This window comes from Ruegeria sp. C8, from assembly GCF_056537565.1.
Window position 1 is genome coordinate 98,157 of the sequence record NZ_JBQFRV010000004.1, and the last position, 22,417, is coordinate 120,573.

19 protein-coding genes are annotated in these 22,417 nt (G+C 60.0%); 6 read left to right on the forward strand and 13 right to left on the reverse strand.

What is annotated here, in order from left to right:
• Positions 1–611 precede the first annotated feature (611 nt).
• On the reverse strand, positions 612–1,688 hold the full coding sequence (locus tag ACR0KL_RS07400) for a DUF2235 domain-containing protein (RefSeq protein ID WP_170471890.1): 1,077 nt from the start codon (positions 1,686–1,688) through the stop codon (positions 612–614).
• A 589-nt stretch (positions 1,689–2,277) separates the two neighbouring features.
• Between ACR0KL_RS07400 and ACR0KL_RS07405 the strand changes: the two genes are divergently transcribed.
• The 3 genes from ACR0KL_RS07405 to ACR0KL_RS07415 all read left to right on the forward strand — a co-directional run bounded on the left by ACR0KL_RS07405 (position 2,278) and on the right by ACR0KL_RS07415 (position 7,115).
• The gene (locus tag ACR0KL_RS07405) at positions 2,278–5,439 is read left to right on the forward strand and encodes a valine--tRNA ligase (protein ID WP_170677098.1); all 3,162 of its coding nucleotides are present in this window, start codon (positions 2,278–2,280) and stop codon (positions 5,437–5,439) included.
• Between the two features lie 140 nt (positions 5,440–5,579).
• A complete protein-coding gene (locus tag ACR0KL_RS07410) occupies positions 5,580–6,743 on the forward strand; it encodes a benzoate/H(+) symporter BenE family transporter (RefSeq protein ID WP_480554748.1) in 1,164 nt (387 codons plus the stop codon).
• Positions 6,744–6,782: 39 nt separating this feature from the next.
• On the forward strand, positions 6,783–7,115 hold the full coding sequence (locus tag ACR0KL_RS07415) for a DnaJ family domain-containing protein (protein WP_170677097.1): 333 nt from the start codon (positions 6,783–6,785) through the stop codon (positions 7,113–7,115).
• Here the strand turns inward: ACR0KL_RS07415 and ACR0KL_RS07420 are convergent, their stop codons facing one another.
• The gene (locus tag ACR0KL_RS07420; RefSeq protein ID WP_170677096.1) at positions 7,116–7,898 is read right to left on the reverse strand and encodes a crotonase/enoyl-CoA hydratase family protein; all 783 of its coding nucleotides are present in this window, start codon (positions 7,896–7,898) and stop codon (positions 7,116–7,118) included. It abuts the gene before it with no gap.
• A gap of 125 nt (positions 7,899–8,023) precedes the next feature.
• Here ACR0KL_RS07420 and ACR0KL_RS07425 point away from each other — a divergent pair, with 125 nt between their 5' ends.
• On the forward strand, positions 8,024–9,133 hold the full coding sequence (locus tag ACR0KL_RS07425; protein WP_170677095.1) for a pyridoxal phosphate-dependent aminotransferase: 1,110 nt from the start codon (positions 8,024–8,026) through the stop codon (positions 9,131–9,133).
• Positions 9,134–9,218: 85 nt separating this feature from the next.
• Here the strand turns inward: ACR0KL_RS07425 and ACR0KL_RS07430 are convergent, their stop codons facing one another.
• The 6 genes from ACR0KL_RS07430 to ACR0KL_RS07455 form a co-directional block, all read right to left on the reverse strand.
• Positions 9,219–10,409, reverse strand: a complete 1,191-nt coding sequence (locus ACR0KL_RS07430; RefSeq protein ID WP_170677094.1) for an aminotransferase class V-fold PLP-dependent enzyme — start codon at positions 10,407–10,409, stop codon at positions 9,219–9,221.
• Between the two features lie 51 nt (positions 10,410–10,460).
• Entirely contained in the window at positions 10,461–11,093 is a 633-nt protein-coding gene (locus ACR0KL_RS07435) for a bifunctional 4-hydroxy-2-oxoglutarate aldolase/2-dehydro-3-deoxy-phosphogluconate aldolase (protein WP_170677093.1), read from the reverse strand.
• 3 nt (positions 11,094–11,096) lie between these two features.
• Positions 11,097–12,902: a phosphogluconate dehydratase gene (gene edd, locus ACR0KL_RS07440; protein ID WP_170677092.1), complete on the reverse strand. Its 1,806-nt coding sequence runs from the start codon at positions 12,900–12,902 to the stop codon at positions 11,097–11,099.
• 2 nt (positions 12,903–12,904) lie between these two features.
• Positions 12,905–14,350 (reverse strand): glucose-6-phosphate dehydrogenase, encoded by a 1,446-nt coding sequence (gene zwf / locus ACR0KL_RS07445; RefSeq protein ID WP_170677090.1) that lies wholly within the window; start codon positions 14,348–14,350, stop codon positions 12,905–12,907.
• 161 nt (positions 14,351–14,511) lie between these two features.
• On the reverse strand, positions 14,512–16,755 hold the full coding sequence (gene ptsP / locus ACR0KL_RS07450) for a phosphoenolpyruvate--protein phosphotransferase (protein ID WP_480776837.1): 2,244 nt from the start codon (positions 16,753–16,755) through the stop codon (positions 14,512–14,514).
• Between the two features lie 46 nt (positions 16,756–16,801).
• Positions 16,802–18,040 (reverse strand): aspartate kinase, encoded by a 1,239-nt coding sequence (locus tag ACR0KL_RS07455; protein WP_170377908.1) that lies wholly within the window; start codon positions 18,038–18,040, stop codon positions 16,802–16,804.
• Between the two features lie 165 nt (positions 18,041–18,205).
• Between ACR0KL_RS07455 and ACR0KL_RS07460 the strand changes: the two genes are divergently transcribed.
• Positions 18,206–18,562, forward strand: coding sequence for a hypothetical protein (locus tag ACR0KL_RS07460; protein WP_170377907.1), 357 nt, complete (start codon positions 18,206–18,208; stop codon positions 18,560–18,562).
• On the opposite strand, the gene ACR0KL_RS07465 is transcribed toward ACR0KL_RS07460, so the two are convergent.
• The 5 genes from ACR0KL_RS07465 to ACR0KL_RS07485 all read right to left on the reverse strand — a co-directional run bounded on the left by ACR0KL_RS07465 (position 18,556) and on the right by ACR0KL_RS07485 (position 21,600).
• Positions 18,556–19,194 (reverse strand): SDR family oxidoreductase, encoded by a 639-nt coding sequence (locus ACR0KL_RS07465; RefSeq protein WP_170677086.1) that lies wholly within the window; start codon positions 19,192–19,194, stop codon positions 18,556–18,558. The genes ACR0KL_RS07460 and ACR0KL_RS07465 overlap by 7 nt on opposite strands.
• Before the next feature lie 3 nt (positions 19,195–19,197).
• Complete coding sequence (locus ACR0KL_RS07470; RefSeq protein ID WP_170471911.1) at positions 19,198–19,653, reverse strand: DUF1178 family protein; 456 nt, start codon at positions 19,651–19,653, stop codon at positions 19,198–19,200.
• Positions 19,654–19,725: 72 nt separating this feature from the next.
• Positions 19,726–20,187, reverse strand: a complete 462-nt coding sequence (locus tag ACR0KL_RS07475; RefSeq protein ID WP_170677085.1) for an NUDIX hydrolase — start codon at positions 20,185–20,187, stop codon at positions 19,726–19,728.
• 121 nt (positions 20,188–20,308) lie between these two features.
• Positions 20,309–21,052, reverse strand: coding sequence for an EcsC family protein (locus ACR0KL_RS07480; protein ID WP_170677083.1), 744 nt, complete (start codon positions 21,050–21,052; stop codon positions 20,309–20,311).
• A 53-nt stretch (positions 21,053–21,105) separates the two neighbouring features.
• Positions 21,106–21,600, reverse strand: a complete 495-nt coding sequence (locus tag ACR0KL_RS07485) for a GNAT family N-acetyltransferase (RefSeq protein WP_170471917.1) — start codon at positions 21,598–21,600, stop codon at positions 21,106–21,108.
• A 72-nt stretch (positions 21,601–21,672) separates the two neighbouring features.
• Here ACR0KL_RS07485 and ACR0KL_RS07490 point away from each other — a divergent pair, with 72 nt between their 5' ends.
• A complete protein-coding gene (locus tag ACR0KL_RS07490) occupies positions 21,673–22,278 on the forward strand; it encodes a flavin reductase family protein (protein ID WP_170377900.1) in 606 nt (201 codons plus the stop codon).
• Positions 22,279–22,417: the final 139 nt, after the last annotated feature.

The following is a 22,417-nucleotide window of genomic DNA, read 5'->3' on the forward strand; positions in this document are numbered from 1 at the left end:
AAAAGCCCGTTATGTTTTTAACGCCGAAGCTCACACCCCGTGATTTACCGGAAAGCCTACCGTTTCGCGTTTGTTCAAAATAGTAGATATAACGACCAGACCCAAAACTACATCGAAGGGTCGCATACCATTTCCCGGATAAATTGGGCACCTGGGGCTTGTAGCCGTTCGAAGTAGAGAATTGAAAAATTATTACGTCATCTAAAAACGGCGTTGACTGTGTTCTTTCAACTTCCGCCACAAGATGGCCGTACCCGATTTCACAAAATGCGCAGATCGAAAAGACGAAACCCAAGACCGATCCTGCAAACACCTTGCTTGCTCCATAACTTTTGTCTGTCTACCTTCGTACCATATTTGTAGCGTAGGGTAACGACAGCTTCTCTATTCCCTGCCATCCGCGTCCAACCTAAACGACGAAGTGATGTTTATCGTCAAAACGGTCGGAAAGTCTTGTGCTACAAACCTTGGGCAAACCAAGGTTAGTCTCATCATGTCTACTTTCCGAGTCGAACACCGAACCTTCGTGCATTGTGGCATTAGCTAGAAAGGGTTCGAACCTGACATTGAAGTGTCAGTGATCTTGGAGCCGCGGGCACATGATCGGCATTTTACTGCGCCGGATGGGATGGTAGGTCTGGTTCAGGTTGCCACCCAGGCACATCCTCCGGCGCGACCGAGGCGTGGAGGTGTTCGGACTGGTCCTTGCCCACTATCCGTCTTTTGCGCAGAAGAAAAATCTTGCCCCACCCGCGCCACGTTCCAACCGACGCCCCCTGAGCATTGGTCGGAAAACGAGCGCGCCATCCCTCCGGCAGCGGCAGCCCATGCCGCTCGGCCTTGTCCAGCATCCAGATGAGAGAGATGTTGCTGAGGGCGCGTGCTTCTTCATAGCCGTTCAACTGACCACCCACATCGCCATGGGTGCCCCGGAACCAGACCTGTTCAACATGGCCTTTGAACTCTGGTGTGCATCTCCACAGGACAGGTTCATAGACCTCGCGGGTCTCATTCAGGGCCATCGCGTGATATCCGTGGCGTATTGCGCGGCCGAGTTGATGATTGTGGAAGGCGTGCTTTTCCTCGGCCCAACGCCATAGCAGCGGTAGGCGCAGACCAAGCGCTTTGACCGTGTCCCACACCCCGACCATCTCAATTGCCACATCCTCATGGCAAAATTTGCGGCGGAAATCGCGGGCCGCCGTGCCACTCGGGTTGCATTCATAGTGGCGGTAGGCCTGCTTGATGTTCCGCTCGGTCGCGTGTTCCGCCTTCAGCAGGCCGATCATGTCGATCACACCCGCAAGGCTACGAACACCGTAGGCCCCACGCGAATACCCTATGAAGTAAATCCGGTCTCCGGGTTTGTAACGCGAGGCCAGATAGCCATAGGCCCGACGGATCTGCCGATTGATCCCCCGCCCCATCATCACGTCCAGTGAAGACTTCCAGCTTTCCCACTGGACGCCGGCCTCATAAAACACGGAAACCTGAGGCCCCATTTCCTGACACAGGCGAAACGTCTGCCCGGCATGGGTTTCGAGGCCGGGTTCCAGCGTCGACATTGTTCCGTCCAGAATGACAACATGGCTGATCGGCTCACGGTGCAGCGCTTCGGCGGAATGCTCAGAGCGTAAGGGCCGCCCGAGCCATCCAAGTACCTTTCTGCTTAACCGTGACAGAATCATATCTCAGCCACTCCTGTACTCTTCGAGGGTGCGCGCGCGTCTCAGCATTGCGCCGCCCTGGCCTTCACGGTGCATCGGCAACTGAGGCCCATGCGTCCATATCCCGCCTCCGTTCGACCGCCGGCCCATCACTTGCCCGCGCGCCGGTAGAGGCGAGGTATACTCAAGGATGGGTATCATCAGCATGCCGGACAAGAGATCCAACGAAACCGTGAGACGTTGAAGCATAGCTGCAAGCCTAAGCGGGCATTTGGGCATCATCATGACTAAGGCGTGCGGCATGCGTGACCTCATCGTTACAGACACCATATGTCTGAATATATTACGAAAGCTCAAACGCATTGCAAAATTCCCGAAACCGTCTGACGACAGATCACGAAATGAGCAGTGAAGCCGCATCTTATCGGGTCGCACCGTCTCGTGACTGCACGCTACAAGTGTAGCTGAACAACCCAGTGGCTGTCTGTGGCCTGCTTCACGGTTAAGGCGGACTGAATGCCTTGTGGATTTGAGTGCAAAGCCTTCCCCTTTTGCCATCCTTTCGCTATTGCACGCATTAACCCAAGATTGATGACGCAGGACGCACCCCATGGCGATGGAAAAGACATTCAACGCGGCCGAGGCCGAGGCCCGCATCTACGAGGCCTGGGAACAGGCCGGAGCCTTCAAGGCAGGCGCGAATAAGTCGCGTGACGAGAGCTTTACCATTATGATCCCGCCGCCCAACGTGACCGGTGCTTTGCACGTGGGCCATGCGTTCAACAACACGCTGCAGGACATCCTGATCCGTTGGCACCGGATGCGTGGCTTCGACACGCTCTGGCAGCCCGGTCAGGACCACGCGGGCATCGCCACTCAGATGCAAGTTGAAAAGATGTTGGCCGCCACGCAGCAGCCGGGTCGGCGCGAGTTGGGCCGCGAGAAATTCCTTGAGAAAGTCTGGGAATGGAAAGGCGAATACGGCGGCACGATCATCGAGCAGCTGAAGCGTCTCGGCTCCTCCTGCGACTGGTCACGCAACGCCTTTACGATGGCCGGGGCAGCAGGCGATCCGCGCACAGGGCATGAGAACTCGGCCAACTTCCACGATGCCGTGATCAAGGTTTTCGTCGATATGTACGAAAAGGGCCTGATCTATCGTGGCAAGCGCCTAGTCAACTGGGACCCGCATTTCGAGACCGCGATCTCGGACCTCGAAGTAGAGAATATCGAAGTCGCGGGCCACATGTGGCACTTCAAATACCCGCTGGCCGGGGGCGAGACCTACACCTATGTCGAGAAGGACGAGGACGGGAAAATCGTGCTTGAGGAAGAGCGCGACTATATCTCGATCGCCACGACCCGACCTGAGACCATGCTGGGCGACGGCGCGGTCGCGGTTCATCCCTCGGATGAGCGGTATGCGCCCATCGTAGGCAAGCTCTGCGAAATCCCGGTTGGTCCGAAAGAGCATCGCCGGCAAATTCCAATCATCACCGATGAGTATCCGGACCCCGATTTCGGCTCGGGCGCGGTGAAGATCACCGGCGCGCATGACTTCAACGACAACATGGTCGCCAAGCGCGGCGGCATCCCGATGTACCGCCTGATGGACACCAAAGGCGCGATGCGGGCCGATGGTGCGCCTTACGCGGAAGAAGCGGACAAGGCGCAGGAATACGCGCGTGGTAAGGATTTCACCGAGAACGAGATCGACGCGATCAACCTGATCCCTGACCACCTGCGCGGCCTAGATCGGTTCGAGGCGCGCGCGAAGGTCGTTGAGGAGATCACCGCCGACGGTCTAGCCGTGATGACCCGCGCGGACGATCCGCGTCTGGGTTCAACCGCTCTGAAGCCCGATCATGAGGGCGCGGACAAGCTGGTCCCGCTGGTCGAGAGCAAACCGATCATGCAGCCGTTTGGCGACCGCTCCAAAGTGGTCATCGAGCCGATGTTCACCGACCAGTGGTTTGTCGACGCTGCAAAAGTTGTCGGCCCCGCGCTGGATGCGGTAAAGGACGGCACGGTCAAAATCATTCCCGAGTCGGGCGAGAAAACCTATTACCACTGGTTGGAAAACATCGAGCCCTGGTGCATTTCGCGCCAGCTGTGGTGGGGGCATCAGATTCCGGTTTGGTATGGCCTCGATCTCTCGGCTGAGAACTTCAATGACGATGAAAACGACGGTGACCTTGATCTGGTCGAATTGGGCCGTTTGCTGAACGAAGGCGGCATGTTGCATCGTGGCAATGTCATGGAATGCGCTGCGAGCCTTGAAGCTGTCACCGAGAAATTCCTCGATGACAACGCAAACATCCCCAGCCCGCTGAGCCATGCGACGGTTGTCGAAGTCGCCGACAAGCAGGAAGCGATCCATCAGTTCGCTGAAAGCCTTGCTCAATACGCGGTCGAACAAGACCCGACCAAGCTAGTCTACCCGGTTTGGCGCGATCCGGACGTACTCGACACTTGGTTTTCCTCCGGCCTTTGGCCCATCGGCACGCTGGGCTGGCCTGAACAGACCGAGGAACTGGAGCGCTACTTCCCGACGGACGTTCTGATCACCGGCTTCGACATCCTGTTCTTCTGGGTCGCCCGGATGATGATGATGCAACTGGCCGTGGTCGATCAGATCCCGTTCCACACCGTCTATCTGCACCAGCTCGTTCGCGACGAGAAGGGCAAGAAGATGTCCAAGACCACCGGCAACGTCATCGACCCGCTGGAGATCGTGGACGAATTCGGTGCCGACGCGCTGCGGTTCACCAACGCCTCGATGGCGGCGATTGGCGGTGTGCTGAAACTGTCCCGCGAACGCATCACCGGCTACCGGAACTTCGGCACCAAGCTGTGGAACGCCGTCCGCTTTGCCGAGATGAACGAGGTCTTCACCGACGCTGTCCCGCAACTCGACGTGGCCGACCTGAAACCCAAAGCCGCCGTGAACCGCTGGATCATCGGCGAAACTGCCCGCGTGCGGGAAGAGGTCGATGCGGCGCTGGAAAGCTATCGTTTCAACGATGCTGCCAACGGGCTTTATGCCTTTGTCTGGGGCAAGGTCTGCGATTGGTACGTAGAACTGTCGAAACCCCTACTACAAGGCGACGACACAGAGGCACGGGCCGAGACCCGCGCCACCATGCGCTGGGTTTTGGATCAGTGCATGGTCCTGCTGCACCCGATCATGCCATTCATCACCGAAGAGCTTTGGGCGCTGACCGGCACGCGGCCCAAGATGGTTGTCCACGCCAACTGGCCGACCTACGCCGCTGCCGACTTGATCGACGCCGACGCGGATCGCGAAATGAACTGGGTGATCTCGGTGATCGAAAACACCCGCTCGGCCCGCGCGCAGATGCGAGTTCCTGCTGGTCTCTACGTGCCGATGCTGGTGACCGAGATCGACAATCACGGCCAAGCCGCATGGGACCGCAACGAAGCCTTGATCAAGCGCCTGGCGCGGATCGATAGTCTGACCAAGGCCGACGAGCTGCCCAAAGGCACGATCTCGATTGCCGCTCCGGGCGCGAGCTTCGGCCTGCCTCTGGCGGACATCATCGACATCGGCGCCGAAAAGGAACGGTTGGAGAAAGCCAAGGGCAAACTGGCCAAAGAACTCGGCGGTCTTCGGGGGCGTCTGAACAACCCCAAATTCGTGGCCTCGGCCCCGGAAGAGGTGGTGGAAGAAGCCAAAGCCAACCTCGCCGCCCGCGAAGAAGAAGAGGCCAAATTGAACGAAGCCCTCGCTCGTCTGGCCGAACTCGCCTGATATTCTTGTTCCAAATACGGAAATCCCGACCTCATCACCCGAACCGGTGGTGAGGTTTTTCTTTACCTTCAGAGCTTTCCCCTTGTTCGCGCCAGCCCGCGCTTGTTAGCACTTCGGAATAACAACCCTCCGAGGCCCCTATGGCACGACCTTTCCCTCCGATGCAGACCGTCTCAACCGGACTGGTAGTCGCCATTGTCGGGTTCTTCAGCTCATTTCCCATCGTGCTGCAAGGGCTGGCTGCGATGGGCGCATCACCAAGCCAAGCAGCCTCAGGCCTGATGAGTGCTGCGATTGCAATGGGGCTGGCCGCGATTGTTCTCAGCCTTCGTTACCGGCAACCAATCAGCGTGGCCTGGTCTACCCCCGGAGCGGCGTTGCTGGCGGTTTCAGCCACCCCAGTCGCAGGCTTCTCAGGCGCAATTGGAGCCTTCCTCTGCGCCGGAGCCTTGACGATTTTGGCCGGGCTTTGGAAACCCCTGGGACGTCTGGCCGCTGCGATTCCGACCACTCTGGCGCAGGCGATGCTCGGCGGAGTGCTCTTGCCCCTGTGTATTGTCCCGTTCAAAGCGGCTGTTGAGCTACCCTGGCAGGCTCTGCCCGTGATCCTGACATGGTTCATCGCCGGGCGTCTCAACCGTCTTTTTGCTGTTCCGGCAGCCGTTGTCGCAGCAGCGCTGATGGTTGTGTTCAGCGCCGATGGTGCGTCCGTCCGGCCCGAGGCCTATCTGGCCGCGCCTGTCTGGACGATGCCCTCATTCTCGCTTGCGTCAGCTATCGGCATCGGCCTGCCGCTGTTCGTCGTCACAATGGCAACCCAAAACATACCCGGCATCGCGGTGATGCGCAGCTTTGGCTACACGCCCGCCCCCGGCAAGCTGTTCTCCTCCGTCGGAGGGGCAAGTATTTTGTCAGCCCCATTTGGAGCCCCCGCCACCTGTCTGGCGGCCATCACTGCCGCGATGTGTTCGAACGAAGACAGCCACCCGGACCGTAGTTTGCGCTATTGGTCGGCAATCATGGCGGGCGTTTTCTACTGCGTCTTCGGTATCTTCGCCGTGGCGATCACCGGCTTTGCCGCCCATGCCGACCCGCTTCTGATGGGTACGCTGACTGGCGTGGCCCTGATTGGCGTTATGGCCAACGCCACCTTCGCAGCACTGGAAGTACCCGCTGAACGCGAAGCCGCGATCCTGACCTTCGCCATCACCGCCTCTGGGATCACGGTGTTCGGTCTGGGCGCTGCGGTCTGGGGCTTGATGGCTGGGGGCGTCGCCTACATCTTGACCACCAAACTGCGATGATCCCTTTCTCCCCACGACTGAAAAAGTTATCCTGCGCCCATGTTCGGATCACTTGGAAAACTGGTTGAACGCCAGATCAAGAAGGCCCAGGCTGAAGGTCAATTGCAGGGTCTCCAGGGCGAAGGTGCGCCTCTTCCTGATCGCTCTGGAGAAGCGCAAAGCGACCCCGCCATTGCGGCCGGTCATAGGATCATGGCGCAGGCCGGGGTACTGCCCGAGGAGTTCGACATCAAAAAACAGTTGGACGAGGTCCGCAAGGAGTATGCCAAGCTGACCGATCCTGAGACCCGTAGAGCCACGATGTCAAAGATCGCCGATCTCGAAATGCGCTACAACATGGCCCGAGACGCGCGGCGCGCATTCATGCGGTGATTACTTGAACTCGGGCTTTCGGCCTTGCATCTGCGCCATCACGACCTCCATCTGGTCGGGTTTTCCAATCAGATCCACCTGTTCCGAAGACTCGGCCAGCAACACATCGGCGCGCGGATTGGTTTCGGCGAAATCTATGAGGCGCTTGGCGGCGCGGATGGCTGAGGGGCTTTGCGAGGCGATGTTTTCAGCCAAGGCCAGTGCTTCGGTCTGTGGATCATCGGACAGCTTGGTGACCAAGCCCCAGTCGGCCGCCTGTGCAGCCCCAATGGGGCGCGCGGTAAAGGTCAGCAGCCGCAAAACGTCTGAGCGGACCAGTTTCGGAAGTAGAACCATGCCGCCCATATCGGGGATGATGCCCCATTTCATCTCCATCACTGCCAGCTTCGCCTCGGGGTGGGCGATGCGGATATCCGCGCCCAGAGCGATCTGCAGGCCGCCCCCATAGGCCGCGCCTTGGATCGCGCAGATGACAGGAACAGGGATGCGCCGCCAGATCAGGGCCAGTTCTTGCATCTCATTGGCGTCCTCGTGGCTGCGTTTCATGAGCCATTCGGTCGGGTCCATATGGGCCATTTTCGCGAAACTCGCCATGTCGAGACCGGCGCAGAAGCTTTTGCCCTCACCCGACAGGACCACGGCGCGGGCGTCTGAGGCCGCAACCTCTTGCCCAGCGGCCAGCAGCGCCTTGATCATCGCCTCGTCCAGAGCATTCATCTTGTCGCCGCGCGTGAGCGTGACATGAGCGATGTGATCCTTGTACTCGACAGATACGCGCGCCATTCCGGACCTCCTTGATTTGCAGTCTTTACAAGACTGCCCCGAATGTGCTTGCAGTTCCACCGCGACGTTGAGGCATGTCGAGGCTCGGGCTTGCAGCAACCCGCACGGTGGGCTTATCTGCGCCTATGACCAAACCTCGCTACACATCGCTCGCCCAATCCCTCCCCGCAACCGTCCCGTTTGTGGGGCCGGAAACGCAGGAGCGCCAACGCGGTGCCCCCTTCAAGGCACGGCTTGGCGCGAATGAGAGCATATTTGGCCCCTCTCCCCGTGCCATCGAAGCGATGCAACGGGACGCCAGTGAGATCTGGATGTATGGTGATCCCGAGAATCACGATCTGCGCCATGCGTTGGCTGCACATCACGGGGTTACACCCGAGAATATCGTGGTGGGCGAAGGCATTGACGGGCTGTTGGGCTACCTGGTGCGGCTGTTAATCGGGCCGGGCGATGCGGTTGTGACCTCTGACGGGGCCTATCCCACCTTTAACTACCATGTAGCGGGCTTCGGAGGAGAGTTGCACAAGGTTCCCTATCGCGACGATCGTGAAGATCCTACCGCTTTGTTTGCCAAGGCCGCAGAGGTGGATGCCAAGCTGGTCTATCTGGCCAACCCCGACAACCCGATGGGAAGCTGGCATACGGGCGCCGATATCGTGGCCGCGCTGGAGGCTTTGCCCACAGGATGCCTGCTGGTTCTGGACGAGGCCTATGTCGAATGCGCGCCGGGCGGCACTGCTGCGCCTGTTGCCGCCGATGATCCGCGCGTGATCCGGATGCGGACGTTTTCGAAAGTGTATGGAATGGCAGGCGCGCGGGTGGGCTATGCCATCGGTGCCCCCGAATTGATTGCGGCGTTCAACAAGGTGCGCAACCATTTCGGCATGAACCGGGCTGCACAAGCCGGAGCGCTGGCGGCACTTGAGGATGGCGACTGGCTGTCAGAAGTGCAGGCTCGGATCACTGAGGCTCGGGAGCGTATCGGACGCATTGCGCAGGCCAACGGTTTGATCCCGTTGCCTTCGGCCACGAATTTCGTTGCGATTGACTGCGGGCGTGACGGGGTATTTGCGAGGGCCGTGCTGGCCTCTCTCGTCGAACAGGGTGTGTTTGTGCGAATGCCATTTGCGGCCCCGCAGAACCGGTGTATTCGCGTGAGTTGTGGTGGAGAGCCAGAGTTGGCGGCTTTAGAGGCGGCCCTGCCTTTGGCCTTGGCGCAAGCTCGCGCGGTATAGGGGGGGGCGTCTGCCCCCCCCCAATCGCGCCAAGGCGCGATTCCCTCCGAGGATATTTTCAGCCAGATGAAGAGGCGGATCGGCGCTATGTGGCCAATGTGGCGGCGGCGGCTTCGAGCGCGCCTTGACCGCGGGGGATATCAAGTGCCGCCATGGCGGTCTCCATGCCGCCTAGCATCGCCATGATCATCTGAGCGTTGACGTGCCCCATATGGCCCAGGCGGAAGCAGCCGTCCCAATCCTCCATTCCCAAGCCGATGCCCAGCGTCAGACCAAGCTGGTTTTCGGTGTAGTTGCGCAGCGGAGTGCCACGCCCCTCGGTCAGGCGGAGGGCGGTGACCGCATGGCTGCGATGGGTCGGGTCGGTGACGTTGAAATGAAGCGCTCCGCCTTGCGCCCAGACATCGCAGGCGGCCCAGATGGCCTTGGCGAGACGCTCATGGCGGGCCCAGACGTTTTCGAGCCCTTCGCCATGGATCAGGTCCAGCGCGGCGCGCAGGCCGTAGAGGTGATGGGTGGGCGCGGTGCCGTTGAAATACTGATAAAACAGCTCGGGGTTGGCACGCGGTTGCCAATCCCAATATTGCGAAACGCGGGGCATTGCAGTGCGTTTCGCCTGCGCTTTGTCGTTGAAGAAGACAAAGCCGGTGCCCGCCGGGGTCATCAGGCCCTTCTGGCAGGCTGTGACTGTGACATCGACGCCCCACGCGTCCATCTCGAACCGGTCGCACCCCATTGAGGCGATACAGTCGGCCATCAGGAGTGCGGGATGGTTCAAGTCATCCAGCAGAGCGCGTAAGGCCGGAATGTCATTCCGGATCGAGGTGGAGGTATCCACGTGGACGGCAAGTACGGCTTTGATTTTGTGTTCTTTATCGGCGTTCAGCGCCTCGGCGATACGGTCGAGATCCCAGGGTGAAGACAATCCGAAGTCTAGCAGGTCGACCTTTGCGCCGATCCCCTCGGCCATCTCTGCCCAGCCATGGGTGAAACGACCCGAGGCTGGGGCCAGAACGGTTTCTCCGGGGGCGATCACATTCGAAAGCGCAGCCTCCCACGTGCCGTGGCCGTTGGCGATATAGATAGCGACGTCGTGCTGGGTACGGGCCACGCGCTTTAGGTCCTGCGTCAGCGCGGGCATCATCTCAATCAACGCGCCATCGTAGATATTAGGCGACGGGCGATGCATAGCCTGCAGCACCGCGTCGGGCATCACCGAAGGGCCGGGAATGGCCAGATACTCGCGCCCATGCACGAGGGAGGTTTGGTTTTTCATGAGGGTAACCTGCTTAACTTGAGGCCTACCCTAGCGTTTCGCCTTGCGGCGTCAATCCGTCAGGAGGGTCGCCTCACGTGCAAGCGCTTCGATCCCGGACCAGTCGCCCTCTTGAACCATCTGCTTTGGCGCGACCCAGCTGCCACCGGCGCAGACCACGTTGGACAACGAAAGGTAGTCGCGGGCATTTGAGGGCGATACTCCGCCTGTGGGGCAGAAAGTGATCTGAGGCAGGGGCGCCCCTATGGCTTTCAGGGCCGGTGCACCGCCCGAGGCCTCGGCGGGGAAAAATTTCAGCATGTCATAGCCCTTTTCCAGCAGGGCCATGGCCTCACTCGCGGTGGCCGCGCCGGGCAGAAGGGGCAGGCCTTCGGCTTCACATGCGGTGATCAGGGCGTCGGTCGCGCCGGGTGAGACCCCGAACTGCGCACCTGCCTCTTTGGCGGCGCGGACGTCTTCGGGAGTGACCAGCGTGCCTGCGCCCACGACGCCTCCGGGCACAGCGGCCATGGCGCGGATCACGTCCAGCGCGGCAGAGGTGCGCAGGGTGACTTCGAGCGCAGGAAGACCACCTGCGACCAGCGCCTCGGCCAAGGGGCGGGCGTGGGCGGCGTCATCCACGACCAGTACCGGAACGATTGGGGCCAGTGCGCAGATCTCGCGGGTGCGTTGGGTTTTGGACATGGGTTAAACTCCGAAAATGCTGGCACCTGTGTCGGCGGACCCGACATTCTGGCGGAACGCGCCGAAGAGGTCGCGGCCGACGCCGTGCTGGTTTGCAGACAGATCAGCGGTCGCTGGGCTGCGGTCAAGGACGCCGGGTGTGAGGATTTCAAGCTCACCCTTGACCGCATCGACGCGCAGCAGATCACCGTCTTGCAGATAGCCGATGGCACCACCGTCCAGCGCCTCGGGGCAGACGTGGATGGCGGCGGGAACCTTGCCCGACGCACCAGACATGCGGCCATCGGTGACCAGAGCGACCTTTTGGCCTCTGCCCTGAAGGATCGACAGTATCGGTGTCAGCGAATGCAGCTCGGGCATGCCGTTGGCCTTCGGGCCCTGGAACCGAACAACGACGATGACATCATCGGTGAATTCTCCGGCCTTGAAGGCGGCTTTGACGTCGTTCTGGTCGTGGAACACACGGACGGGCGCTTCGACCACCTGATGTTCGGGTGCCACGGCCGAGACCTTCATGACGCCCGTGCCCAGATTTCCGGTCAGGCGCGAAAGGCCACCGGTAGGCTGGAACGGGTCCTTGGCCGGGCGCACAATCTTTTCATTCAGGCTGTGACCAGCGCCGTCTTCCCAGACCAACTCGCCATCTTTCAGCTTGGGTTCTTTGGTGTAGTTGTGAAGCCCCTGCCCCGCGACGGTCAGTGTGTCGGGGTGCAACAACCCATCGTCCAACAGCGTGCTGATGGTAAAGCCCAAGCCTCCAGCGGCGTGGAAGTGGTTCACATCGGCCAGACCGTTGGGATAGACCCGCGCGACCAGAGGGACCACTGCGGAGATGTCGGAAAAATCCTCCCAATCCAGAACGATACCGCCTGCGCGCGCCATGGCGATCAGGTGGATCAGCAGGTTGGTCGAACCGCCCGTGGCCATCAGGCCAACGATACCATTGACGAAGGCGCGTTCATCGAGGATCTGACAAACTGGTGTGTAGTGATTGCCCAACGCGCTGAGAGACAGGGCGCGGCGCGCGCCCTCCTCGGTCAGGGCATCGCGTAGAGGCGTGTTGGGATTGACGAAACTTGAGCCCGGCAGGTGCAGGCCCATGAACTCCATCAGCATCTGGTTGGTGTTGGCGGTGCCGTAGAAAGTACAGGTGCCGGGGCCATGGTAAGCTGCCATTTCAGCCTTCATCAGGGCGTCGCGACCAACCTCTCCGGCAGCGAATTGCTGGCGGACCTTGGCCTTTTCGTCGTTGGGCAGACCGCTGGTCATCGGACCAGCCGGCAGGAAGACGGCCGGCAGATGGCCAAAGGCCTGCGCGCCGATGATCAGTCCGGGCACGATCTTGTCGCAGACCCCCAGAAACACAGCCGCGTCATAGGTGTTGTGGCTGAGAGCCACGCCCGTTGCCAGCGCGATCACATCGCGCGAGAACAGCGACAGCTCCATCCCCGCCTCGCCTTGGGTTACGCCGTCGCACATGGCGGGAACCCCGCCTGCGACCTGCGCTGTGCCACCTGCCGAGCGGATCGCCTGACGGATCAGCTCGGGATACCGCTCGAACGGTTGGTGGGCCGAGAGCATGTCGTTATAGGCGGTGACGATGCCAAGGTTCCCAGCCGTACCGGTCGCCATCGAGTTCTGATCTTCACCCGCACCGGCATAAGCATGCGCCTGACCGCTACAGGACAGATGCCCACGGGCGGGGCCTTTGGATTTGGCCTGTTCCATCCGCTCAAGATGCGGGCCGCGCAGGTCGGCGCTGCGGTCGATGATGCGTTTGGTGACGTCCGAAATAACTGTATTGACCATGACTACCCTCCGATCTGACGCCAGCGGCGTCCATCGCGATGCATCAGCATCAATGCTTCTTCGGGCCCTGAACTGCCCTGATCGTATTTTGCGGGCTTGTCGCCACGCTCTTCCCAGCCGCGAATGATGGGATCAACCCAGGCCCAGGCGGCCTCGGCCTCATCCCCGCGCATGAACAGGGTTTGATCGCCGCGGATCACATCCATGATCAGGCGCTCATAGGCATCTGGCGATTGCGCGCCATCGCCCAGCGCATCGGCAAAGCTCATGTCGAGCGCCACGTCGGACAGACGGAACCCGCCCTGCCCCGGTTCCTTGATCGTGGTGCGCAGCGTGATGCCTTCGTCCGGCTGCAGACGGATCACCAGCACATTGCCGTGCAGAGGCCCCACATTGGGGAAAATCGTATGCGGCGGGTCGCGGAAGAACACAGCAATTTCGGACTCGCGTGCCCTCAGGCGTTTACCGGTACGCAGGTAGAACGGCACGCCCGCCCAGCGCCAGTTGCCGATATGAGCCTTCAACGCAATGAAGCTTTCGGTGCGGCTGGCAGGATCGCCGACATGATCGAGGTAACCGTCGCCCCCCTTGTCTGTGCGATATTGGCCGCGCGCGATATCCTTCGGCTCGACCGGCTCCAGCGCTTCGATCACCTTAACCTTTTCATCCCGCACCGCGTTGGGCGCGAATTTCGAAGGCGGCTCCATCGCGGTCAGACAGAGAAGCTGCACCAGATGGTTCTGGATCATATCCCGCATCGCGCCGGATTGGTCGTAGTATGCACCGCGCCCCTCGACACCGACAGTCTCGGCCACAGTGATCTGCACGTGATCGACATGGGTCGCGTTCCACAGCGGCTCGAACAGCGAATTGGCAAAGCGCAGCGCCATCAGGTTCTGCACGGTTTCCTTACCCAGATAGTGGTCGATCCGGTAGATTTGGTGTTCTTCGAAACAGGCGCGCAGACCTTCGTTCAAAGCCTTGGCCGAGGCCAGATCATGACCGAAGGGCTTTTCCACCACGATCCGGCTATCAGGCGTGGCAAGCCCGTGATCGTTCAAACGCTGCGCAATGCCTGAGAACAAGCTGGGACCCACTGACAGATAAAAAGCCCGCACCACGTCAGGCCGCAAGGCTTTGGCCAGATCGGACCAGCCCGCATCGCCCAGCGCATCCACCGGCACATAGTCAACATGCGTCAGAAATCGATCCAGAGTGTCCTTGTCGTAGCTCGGCGCGAATTTGTCCATCGACGCGCGCAACTGGTCCCGAAACCCGTCACTGTCCATGTCGGATCGGGCGGTCCCGATGATCCGCGCGCCTTCCGGCATCTGACCCATTTCAAACCGGTGATACAGCCCCGGCAAGATCTTGCGCTGTGCCAGATCGCCCGTCGCGCCAAACAGCACGAGGTCGAACGGGTCTACCGGGATGACGCGTGAAACCATGATCAGCTTCCTTTTATGCTTCCTGCCTCAAGAAGCAGAACCTCAGTCGCGATGGGGGTCGCTGGTGCGGCCCTGAATGTTATCGCTAACATTTCCACGGTTGGATACGGAACCTTGAAATAAAAATCAAGCCCGGAATCCCCAATAGGCCGACTGATGGGTCACGATTGCGACCGCAACCACTCCATTACCGCCGGGCGCACGGATTGCTCACCACGATGACGCGCATCCGCGATGATCTTGCGGACTTCCTGCAGGTTCGATCTCAGCAAAAGGCTTTTGACCGGTCCGATCGAAGCCGGGCGCATGGACAAGGTGCGGATCCCCATCGCAGCCAGACACAGCGCCTCAACCGGACGACCGGCGTCCTCGCCACAGAAACTCAGCGGCGTATCCGAGATGTTGCAGCGTTCCACGATGCGTTCGATGAAGCTGAGGAAACTGACGTTCAACGTGTCATATCGACGGCGCACCAGCTCGTTTTCACGGTCGGCGGCAAAGAAGAACTGTTTCAGGTCGTTGCCCCCGATCGAGATGAAATCCACCTCATCAAAGAACTTTTGCGGTGAGAACGCCAGCGACGGCGTTTCCAGCATCGCCCCCACTTCGAGCGTTTCCGGCAGGATATGGCCAAGACGCTTTTCACGCTCGATGGTTTTGTTGACCTCCCATCGGGCCTCGCGGAACTCCTCGGCCTGCGCAACGAAGGGGAACATGATGGTCAGTGGGCGGCCATTGGCGGCGCGCAACAGGGCCTGCAGCTGCATCCGCATTACGCCGCGCTTGTCCAGACCAACACGGATCGCACGCCAGCCCAGCGCAGGGTTCGGTTCGGCCACGTGCTTCATGTAGGGCAGAACCTTGTCCGACCCGATATCGAGGGTCCGGAACACAACGCGTTTTTCTCCGGCCGCGTCCAGAACCCGCTGGTATTGGGTCACCAGCTCAGACCGTTTCGGCATCTGGTTACGGATCAGGAATTGCAGCTCGGTCCGGAACAAACCAACCCCTTCCGCGCCCGAGTTCCCGAGCGAGGGCAGATCGGCCATCAGGCCTGCGTTCATCGCCATGTTGATCCGCGCGCCATCCTGCGTAACCGTCGGCGTCTCCCGGATCGAGGCATAGCGTTCCTGCGCCTTGGCCTGCATCGCGATCTTGTCGCGAAACGCGCTGACCACCGAGTCTTCGGGACGCAGATGGACAACGCCGTTATCCCCATCGACCAGAATGTGGTCGCCATTCAGAGCCTCGGTCGTGATCCGCCCGACATGCACGACCAAAGGGATCGCCAATGCGCGGGCAACAATCGTGGCGTGGCTGCCGACCGAGCCCTCCTCGAGCACGATCCCCTTCAGGGACCGGCCATATTCCAAAAGGTCTCCGGGGCCGATGTTGCGGGCGATGAGGATCGGATCAGGTGGTAGATCGGCACTGTCGGTCTTGCCCTGACCCGTCAGGATACGCAGCAAGCGATTGCTGAGGTCATCCAGATCCGCTAGCCGTTCCCGCAAATAGGGATCGGTCACCTGCCCCATACGGGCGCGTGCTTGCGACTGCTCTTTCTCCACCGCGGCCTCGGCGCTGAGACCGAGGGCGATGTCTTCCTCCATCCTCCGCATCCAGCCCTTGGAATTGGCGAACATACGGTAAGCTTCCAGAACTTTTAGTTGCTCTTTGTCACCGTTCTGTGAGATTTCGAGCATCTTGTCGACGCCGACACGCAGCTCCTCGACCGCCTCATTCAACCGCTCGCTTTCGCGGTGCGGGTCTTCGGCAATCGGGTTGGTCACGACAACGCGCGGCTCGTGCAGCCAGACATGCCCTTCGGCAGACCCTTCCTGCGCCGGACCGCCGGTCAATTGCACAGATTGCTGGTGCAAGGGAGACAGGGCCGCGCCTTCACCGACAAAGGCACCCAGTTCGGCCATCTCAGCCAGAACCATCGCCACCACTTCCAGCGCATAGATCTCATCGGCGGAGAATTCACGCGCGTCACGGGACTGCACCACCAGAACGCCCAGTTTCTGACCGAGCCGCTGTACCGGCACGCCGAGGAATGAGGAAAAACGCTCTTCGCCCGTTTCCGGCATGAACCGGAACCCTTTGGCTGCGGGCGCATCCGCCGTATTCACGACCTTGCCAGATTTGGCCACGCGGCCCACAAGACCTTCGCCCAGACGCATCCGGGTCTGGTGAACCGCCTCGGGCGAGAGACCTTCAGTCGCGCAAAGCTCAAGGGTTTCTTCGTCACGGAACAGATAGATCGAGCAGACCTCGCAGCGAATGCTGTCCGCAATCAGCTGCGTGATGCGGTCGAGACGCTCCTGACCGGCCGCCTCGCTCGCCATTTCCTCGCGCAGCCGAACCAGCAGCTTGCGGGATTCTGTTTCCGTACCGTCCGCCATGGCCCAACCCAATTAGTGCGTCAGGCGAAACCTTTGGCCGATGAGCTTAGGCCGCCTTGTCCAGTTCAAAGGCATCATGCAGTGCCTGAACAGCAAGTTCCATGTATTTCCTGTCGACAAGGACGGAAATTTTGATCTCGGAGGTTGTAATGACCTTGATGTTGATCCCCTCATCCGAGAGAACCTTGAACATCTTGGCCGCAACACCCGATTGCGAGCGCATGCCGATGCCCACAACCGAAACCTTGCAGACGTCTTCGTCGGCCACCAGCTCGGCATAGTTCAGCTCACCCGCATCCTTGATCGCCAGCAGCGCTTTTTCGGCGCGCGCAACCTGATCGGTTGGGCACGAGAAGGTCATATCCGTGCGCCCCTCATCCGAGATGTTCTGGACGATCATATCCACATTCACGCCCTCATCGCTGAGCGCGGTGAAGATGATCGAGGCGATGCCGGGGCGGTCGGCCACGGAAACGACGGTCATCTTGGCTTCGTCGCGGGAATAGGCCACACCGGCCACAACATTGGATTCCATGATATCCTCCTCGTCGCAGACCAGTGTACCGGCCTCGTCGGATTGTTCTTCGAAACTTGAAAGAACGCGCAGTTTCACCTTATAGCGCATCGCCAGCTCGACCGAGCGGGTTTGCAGCACTTTCGCGCCCAGCGACGCCAGTTCGAGCATTTCCTCGAACGAAATCCGATCCAGCTTGCGCGCCTTTTCGCAGATGCGCGGGTCGGTCGTGTAGACGCCATCGACGTCCGTATAGATATCGCAGCGCTCGGCCTCAAACGCGGCAGCAAAGGCAACAGCGGTCGTGTCCGAACCGCCACGGCCCAGCGTCGTGATCCGGCCTTCGGGGCTGATACCCTGGAAACCGGCAACCACGGCCACCCTCATGCCTTCGCCGAACTTTTGGTTCAGGTTGTCGGTCGGAATTTCCTCGATCCGGGCCGAGGAATGCGCGCCATTGGTCAGCAGCGGCACCTGCCAGCCCTGCCAGCTGCGCGCCGGAATTTCCATCTCCTGCAACGTCAGCGCCATCAGGCCGGCGGTGACGTTTTCGCCCGACGACACCACAGCATCATACTCGCGGGCGTCGAACAGCGGCGAGGTCTCGTTAACCCACCCCACCAATTCGTTGGTTTTGCCGGACATTGCCGAGACGATGACGATGACGTCATAGCCCTTTGCCACCTCAACGCCGATGCGCTTTGCCGCGCGGCGGATGCGGTCAAGATTGGCAACCGATGTGCCACCGAATTTCATCACGAGTACGGGCATGGGGGCAAGTGTCTCCGCGCCTTGGATTTAAAGTCCCGAGCCTCATATGCGAGGGGGACACCAAGAGCAAGGGGCGCTGCATAACAGATATTGCGTCAAGGGGCCGCTTTACTTTCCGAAAACGCAATGTCAGCCTAGCGCTAAAGCAATTCCAAGAGGTTATTCATGCTTCGTTTCGCAACCGTCCTTGCCGTAATCGCATCCCCCGCCCTGTCCCAGCAAGCCAGCGTGGCTGGCACCGATGGACAGAACGCGCTGGGTACGGTTCCCTGCGCCGGCAGAGCCGGAGATCCGCTGCAAAGCTGCAATGCCGAACTGCGCCGCCGCGATGATGGCACCGCAACATTGGCCGTGATGTTGCCCGGCGGTGATGTTCGCAGAATTTACTTTACCGATGGCATTCCAGATTCCAGCAGCTCGCCCTCACCGATCAACCATGAAGTTCGGGGCGACATCATGGTGATTTTCATCGAACCCGGCGAAGTGTATGAACTGCCCAAGGCCGCGCTGAACACTCAGTAGGCGTGAGGCTTCCCGTCGTAGGTTTCGAAACAACCTGTGTTGTCCAGCGACAGCGCATCGAAACGCTCCATCAGGCCAGCGACGGCCTGATCCACTTGGATGTCCGCCGCTGAGCCACCCATGTCGGTCTTCACCCAACCGGGGTGATAAATGCCCACTGCAATGCCATCCGCCTTCAAGTCGGCCGCCAGATTACGCCCCAAATTCAACGCCGCCGCCTTGGAGGCGCGGTAGATATAGCTGCCGCCTGGCGCGCGGGTGTGCGAGGCCATCTGAGACGACATGATCGCAATCCGTCCGCCAGCCGCCCGCAGATTGGGCAATAGGGACTGCACAGTCAGGAAAACGCCAGTGACATTGGCGGCAAAACTCTGCGCCCACATCTCGGCGGGGTAGTCATCAATGCTGTGACCTTTGTCCAGATAAACGCCCGCATTGCAAATCAACAGGTCGACGGGCTGCCCTTTTAGCTGGTCAGCCATGGCCGCTTGATGCGCCGGATCGGCTACGTCTAATTGAACTTCGGCACTGCCATCCCGCGCAGTTCCCGTAACCTCACGACCCTGCGCGCGATACCGCTCTGCCAGAGCCCGTCCAATTCCCCGATTGGCTCCGGTAATCACGATATGCATGTGTCAGTTTGTCTTTCTGCTGGGAATAAAGGGCAGTGGCGCAACCGGCACCCCGTCTTCGATCAAGGATTTCGCCTCATCCGGCTTCACTTCGCCATAGATCGAGCGCTCGGGTGCTTCGCCCAGATGCATCTTGCGCGCCTCCGAAGCGAAGTCATGGCCCACATAGTCAGAGTTTTCTTCGACCTTGCGGCGTAGTTCGGCCAAGACACGTTCAACTTCAGTAGGGGTGCTGGTCACGTTGATATCATCTGACGACGGTTTTGGCATTTGCGCCGTTTTCTGCGCATCCCGCGCAGGCCGGACACGCGGAGTCATGATCGCCTTTTCAACATGCGCACATCCACATACCGCGCATGTCACCATGCCCGAGGCTGCCAGCTTGTCGTATGCTTCGGCAGATTGGAACCAGCTGTCGAAACTATGGCCCTTGCTGCACTTCAACGCGTATTGAATCATGGTCCGTCCAAAATGTCGGTTGGCGAATAGATACCGACCGAAACTCCAATATCAAGTCTCTCAGTATTAAGTTTAGTGTATCCGGGGCGCAAACTTGCGCAAAATAGCGGCAAGATCGGGCGAGTTGACTTTCGATGCGGCCTTTTGAAGCGTACACCATTTGCGTTTCCGCTGCCCTGTCTCGGGAAACTGATTCTGAACCTGATCCACATGCAGCGGGTAGACATCCACCGCGCACAGAACCGGTCCACGCTTGGCGCAGGTTTTGGCCATCGAGAACTGACCAAGCTTGAACGGAACACATGTGCCAATCACACCCGCCTCTTCCCAAGCCTCCTGAGCCGCAGTTTCCGATGCGCTTAAACCATCAATCAACCACCCCTTCGGGATGATCCAGCGCTGCGCCTTGCGGGAGGTGATCAAAAGAACTTCAGGACGACCCCGCGACAGGCGATAGCACACAGCTGCTGCCTGAGGCAGGACCGGAACCCGCCCCACATTTAGGTCTAGACTGGACGCCCGAGAAACTTTCATCGCGCCGCACTCACTTTCGCATCAGATCAGTGCCTGTATACCGCGTCTTCTATTAAGCTCTTGTATCGCGGCTTGTTAAAGTCAGTATACCACATGATGCGGCAGCGACCAAATTTAACCGCTACATACGCGCACTCAGCCTGCGAACCAGAACATCGTGCGAGATATCTGCGTCCATCGCCAACCGGCGCAAACCAAAGTGAACATGCGCGATCTGCTGGTAATACCGGGTGTAGATGTAGTTCGCGCCACCCCCAGCAAGCGCCCCCAGAACCGGTACGGATTGCGCCGCCAGTTTCTGCCCCAACACAACCGAGAGCTTTGGCGCCACAGCCGCAATCAGTTTCTTCATCGCGGGGCCTGTCAGCGTCAGGCGCACGGAAAAGAACCCCAGATCCGCTCCGTCATCGTGCGACAAGGGACCCGCTGCCGCCAACACCCGAGCACAGTCGAATTTCACGTTTTCTTCAGCCGGGTCAAAGCCTTCGCGCGCTGCCGCGCCCTGGATTGAGCGCAACAGCATGGCCGTGGTCGCCGGCAACTCGACCAAAGCGGTAGACAGGCCACCCAATCCGCCCGCAGCGCCCATCGCCGTCGTCACGGCAGTGTTCACCCAAGGGGCCTGATCGGGCACGACCTGCCGCGAGCCTTGTGCCGCCTGCATTGCCATCCAAAGGGCTTGTTCGGTCGCTCCGGTCAAGCCGTCGCGCAAGGGTTCGGGCAGTTGGTCCAGCAGGGATTCCGCCGAGCCGCCCAAAGCGTTGAGCAGTTTTACACCCGCCCCACCGGCCGAGCGGTAGTGTTTCGCCAAGCGATCCAATTCCGCATCCGCGTCAACACTGTCGATCAGTATAACATCCTGCATCCGAACCCTCCGTTCCTTGAAAGATCGGAATTTAGGCGCGGTGTTTCAATAGCTCAGCGCGTCCAGCGGGTTACGGCTCCGGTAATATTGTCCCACTTTCCGGGGCTCAGAGCCATGCCCAAAACACGCTCTGGGTTGGTCGGCGGCGGCATCTCAACCCCCGTCAATGGCGTGAAACCGAACCGGGCGTAATATGGCGCGTCGCCTACCAGCATGACACGATCCCAACCCATTTCCCGTCCCGTTTCAACGCCGGAGTTGATAAGGTAACCGCCAAGCCCCTCGCCTTGATGCGTTGGATGAACCGCGACAGGTCCCAACAGCAAGGCGTCATGATCGCCAACGTGGATCGGCCAGAACCGGATCGCTCCGGCCAGAATTCCCTGCCCATCGCGGGCAACCAAAGACAAACCGGCTACCGGAGGCACATCATCGCGCAAACGGTAAGAGGAAAGCGCCTCGCGCCCCGGCGCAAAGCACAGATCATAGAGGGCCTCGACCTCCCACCAATCCTGCGGCTCTTCCGGCCTGATCGCGAAGTGCTGCACGCCTGCCCTCTTTTCCTAGCTGGCAATCGCCCTAGCACTTCGTTACGCCTTGGGCAAACGCTTGGAGACCATATGTTCTATCGCCCCGAAGACGGCCACGGCCTGCCGCACAACCCGTTCAACGCCATCATCACCCCGCGCCCCATCGGATGGATTTCGTCGCGCGACGCAAATGGGATCAACAACCTGGCCCCCTACTCATTCTTCAACGGGGTTGCCTACACCCCGCCACAGGTGATGTTTGCCACAACAGGAACCAAGCACGATCAGGACGGCGGCAAGGATAGCATCGCCAATATTGAGGCAACGGGCGTATTCTGCGTGAACATCGTAGCCTTTGCCCACCGGGATGCGATGAACGCCAGTTCTGCCGGACTGCCAAAGGAAACCGACGAATTTGCCCATGCAGGCCTGACGGCGGTCGAGTGCGAAACCATCGCCTGCTCACGCGTAGCAGATGCGCCCGCTGCGCTGGAATGCAAGCTGACCGAGATCACGACTCTACCCGGTGAGGCGAACCGCGTTGTCTTTGGCGAAGTGACCGGGGTCCATCTGCGTGACGATTGCCTGAAGGATGGCAAATTCGACGTGACAACCTTCCAGCCTTTGGCGCGGCTTGGCTACCGAGACTATGCCGTTGTCACCGAGTTGTTTTCACTGAACAGGCCTGATGATTGAGGCCTGCCCCTAAGGGGCGCTGCCCCCGCCGCCCTGCGGGGCGACTCCCCCGAGATATTTCTGGCCAGATGAAGCAGAGGGATCCTTCTTTCATCTGGCCAACAAATATCTCGGAGCGCGAGGCAGAGCCTCGCAAATA

Coding starts and splice junctions, on each gene's coding strand:
- ACR0KL_RS07400 (WP_170471890.1), bottom strand. CDS start 1,688: ATGATTCTGTCACGGTTAAGCAGAAAGGTACTTGGATGGCTCGGGCGG.
- ACR0KL_RS07405 (WP_170677098.1), top strand. CDS start 2,278: ATGGCGATGGAAAAGACATTCAACGCGGCCGAGGCCGAGGCCCGCATC.
- ACR0KL_RS07410 (WP_480554748.1), top strand. CDS start 5,580: ATGGCACGACCTTTCCCTCCGATGCAGACCGTCTCAACCGGACTGGTA.
- ACR0KL_RS07415 (WP_170677097.1), top strand. CDS start 6,783: ATGTTCGGATCACTTGGAAAACTGGTTGAACGCCAGATCAAGAAGGCC.
- ACR0KL_RS07420 (WP_170677096.1), bottom strand. CDS start 7,898: ATGGCGCGCGTATCTGTCGAGTACAAGGATCACATCGCTCATGTCACG.
- ACR0KL_RS07425 (WP_170677095.1), top strand. CDS start 8,024: ATGACCAAACCTCGCTACACATCGCTCGCCCAATCCCTCCCCGCAACC.
- ACR0KL_RS07430 (WP_170677094.1), bottom strand. CDS start 10,409: ATGAAAAACCAAACCTCCCTCGTGCATGGGCGCGAGTATCTGGCCATT.
- ACR0KL_RS07435 (WP_170677093.1), bottom strand. CDS start 11,093: ATGTCCAAAACCCAACGCACCCGCGAGATCTGCGCACTGGCCCCAATC.
- edd (WP_170677092.1), bottom strand. CDS start 12,902: ATGGTCAATACAGTTATTTCGGACGTCACCAAACGCATCATCGACCGC.
- zwf (WP_170677090.1), bottom strand. CDS start 14,350: ATGGTTTCACGCGTCATCCCGGTAGACCCGTTCGACCTCGTGCTGTTT.
- ptsP (WP_480776837.1), bottom strand. CDS start 16,755: ATGGCGGACGGTACGGAAACAGAATCCCGCAAGCTGCTGGTTCGGCTG.
- ACR0KL_RS07455 (WP_170377908.1), bottom strand. CDS start 18,040: ATGCCCGTACTCGTGATGAAATTCGGTGGCACATCGGTTGCCAATCTT.
- ACR0KL_RS07460 (WP_170377907.1), top strand. CDS start 18,206: ATGCTTCGTTTCGCAACCGTCCTTGCCGTAATCGCATCCCCCGCCCTG.
- ACR0KL_RS07465 (WP_170677086.1), bottom strand. CDS start 19,194: ATGCATATCGTGATTACCGGAGCCAATCGGGGAATTGGACGGGCTCTG.
- ACR0KL_RS07470 (WP_170471911.1), bottom strand. CDS start 19,653: ATGATTCAATACGCGTTGAAGTGCAGCAAGGGCCATAGTTTCGACAGC.
- ACR0KL_RS07475 (WP_170677085.1), bottom strand. CDS start 20,187: ATGAAAGTTTCTCGGGCGTCCAGTCTAGACCTAAATGTGGGGCGGGTT.
- ACR0KL_RS07480 (WP_170677083.1), bottom strand. CDS start 21,052: ATGCAGGATGTTATACTGATCGACAGTGTTGACGCGGATGCGGAATTG.
- ACR0KL_RS07490 (WP_170377900.1), top strand. CDS start 21,673: ATGTTCTATCGCCCCGAAGACGGCCACGGCCTGCCGCACAACCCGTTC.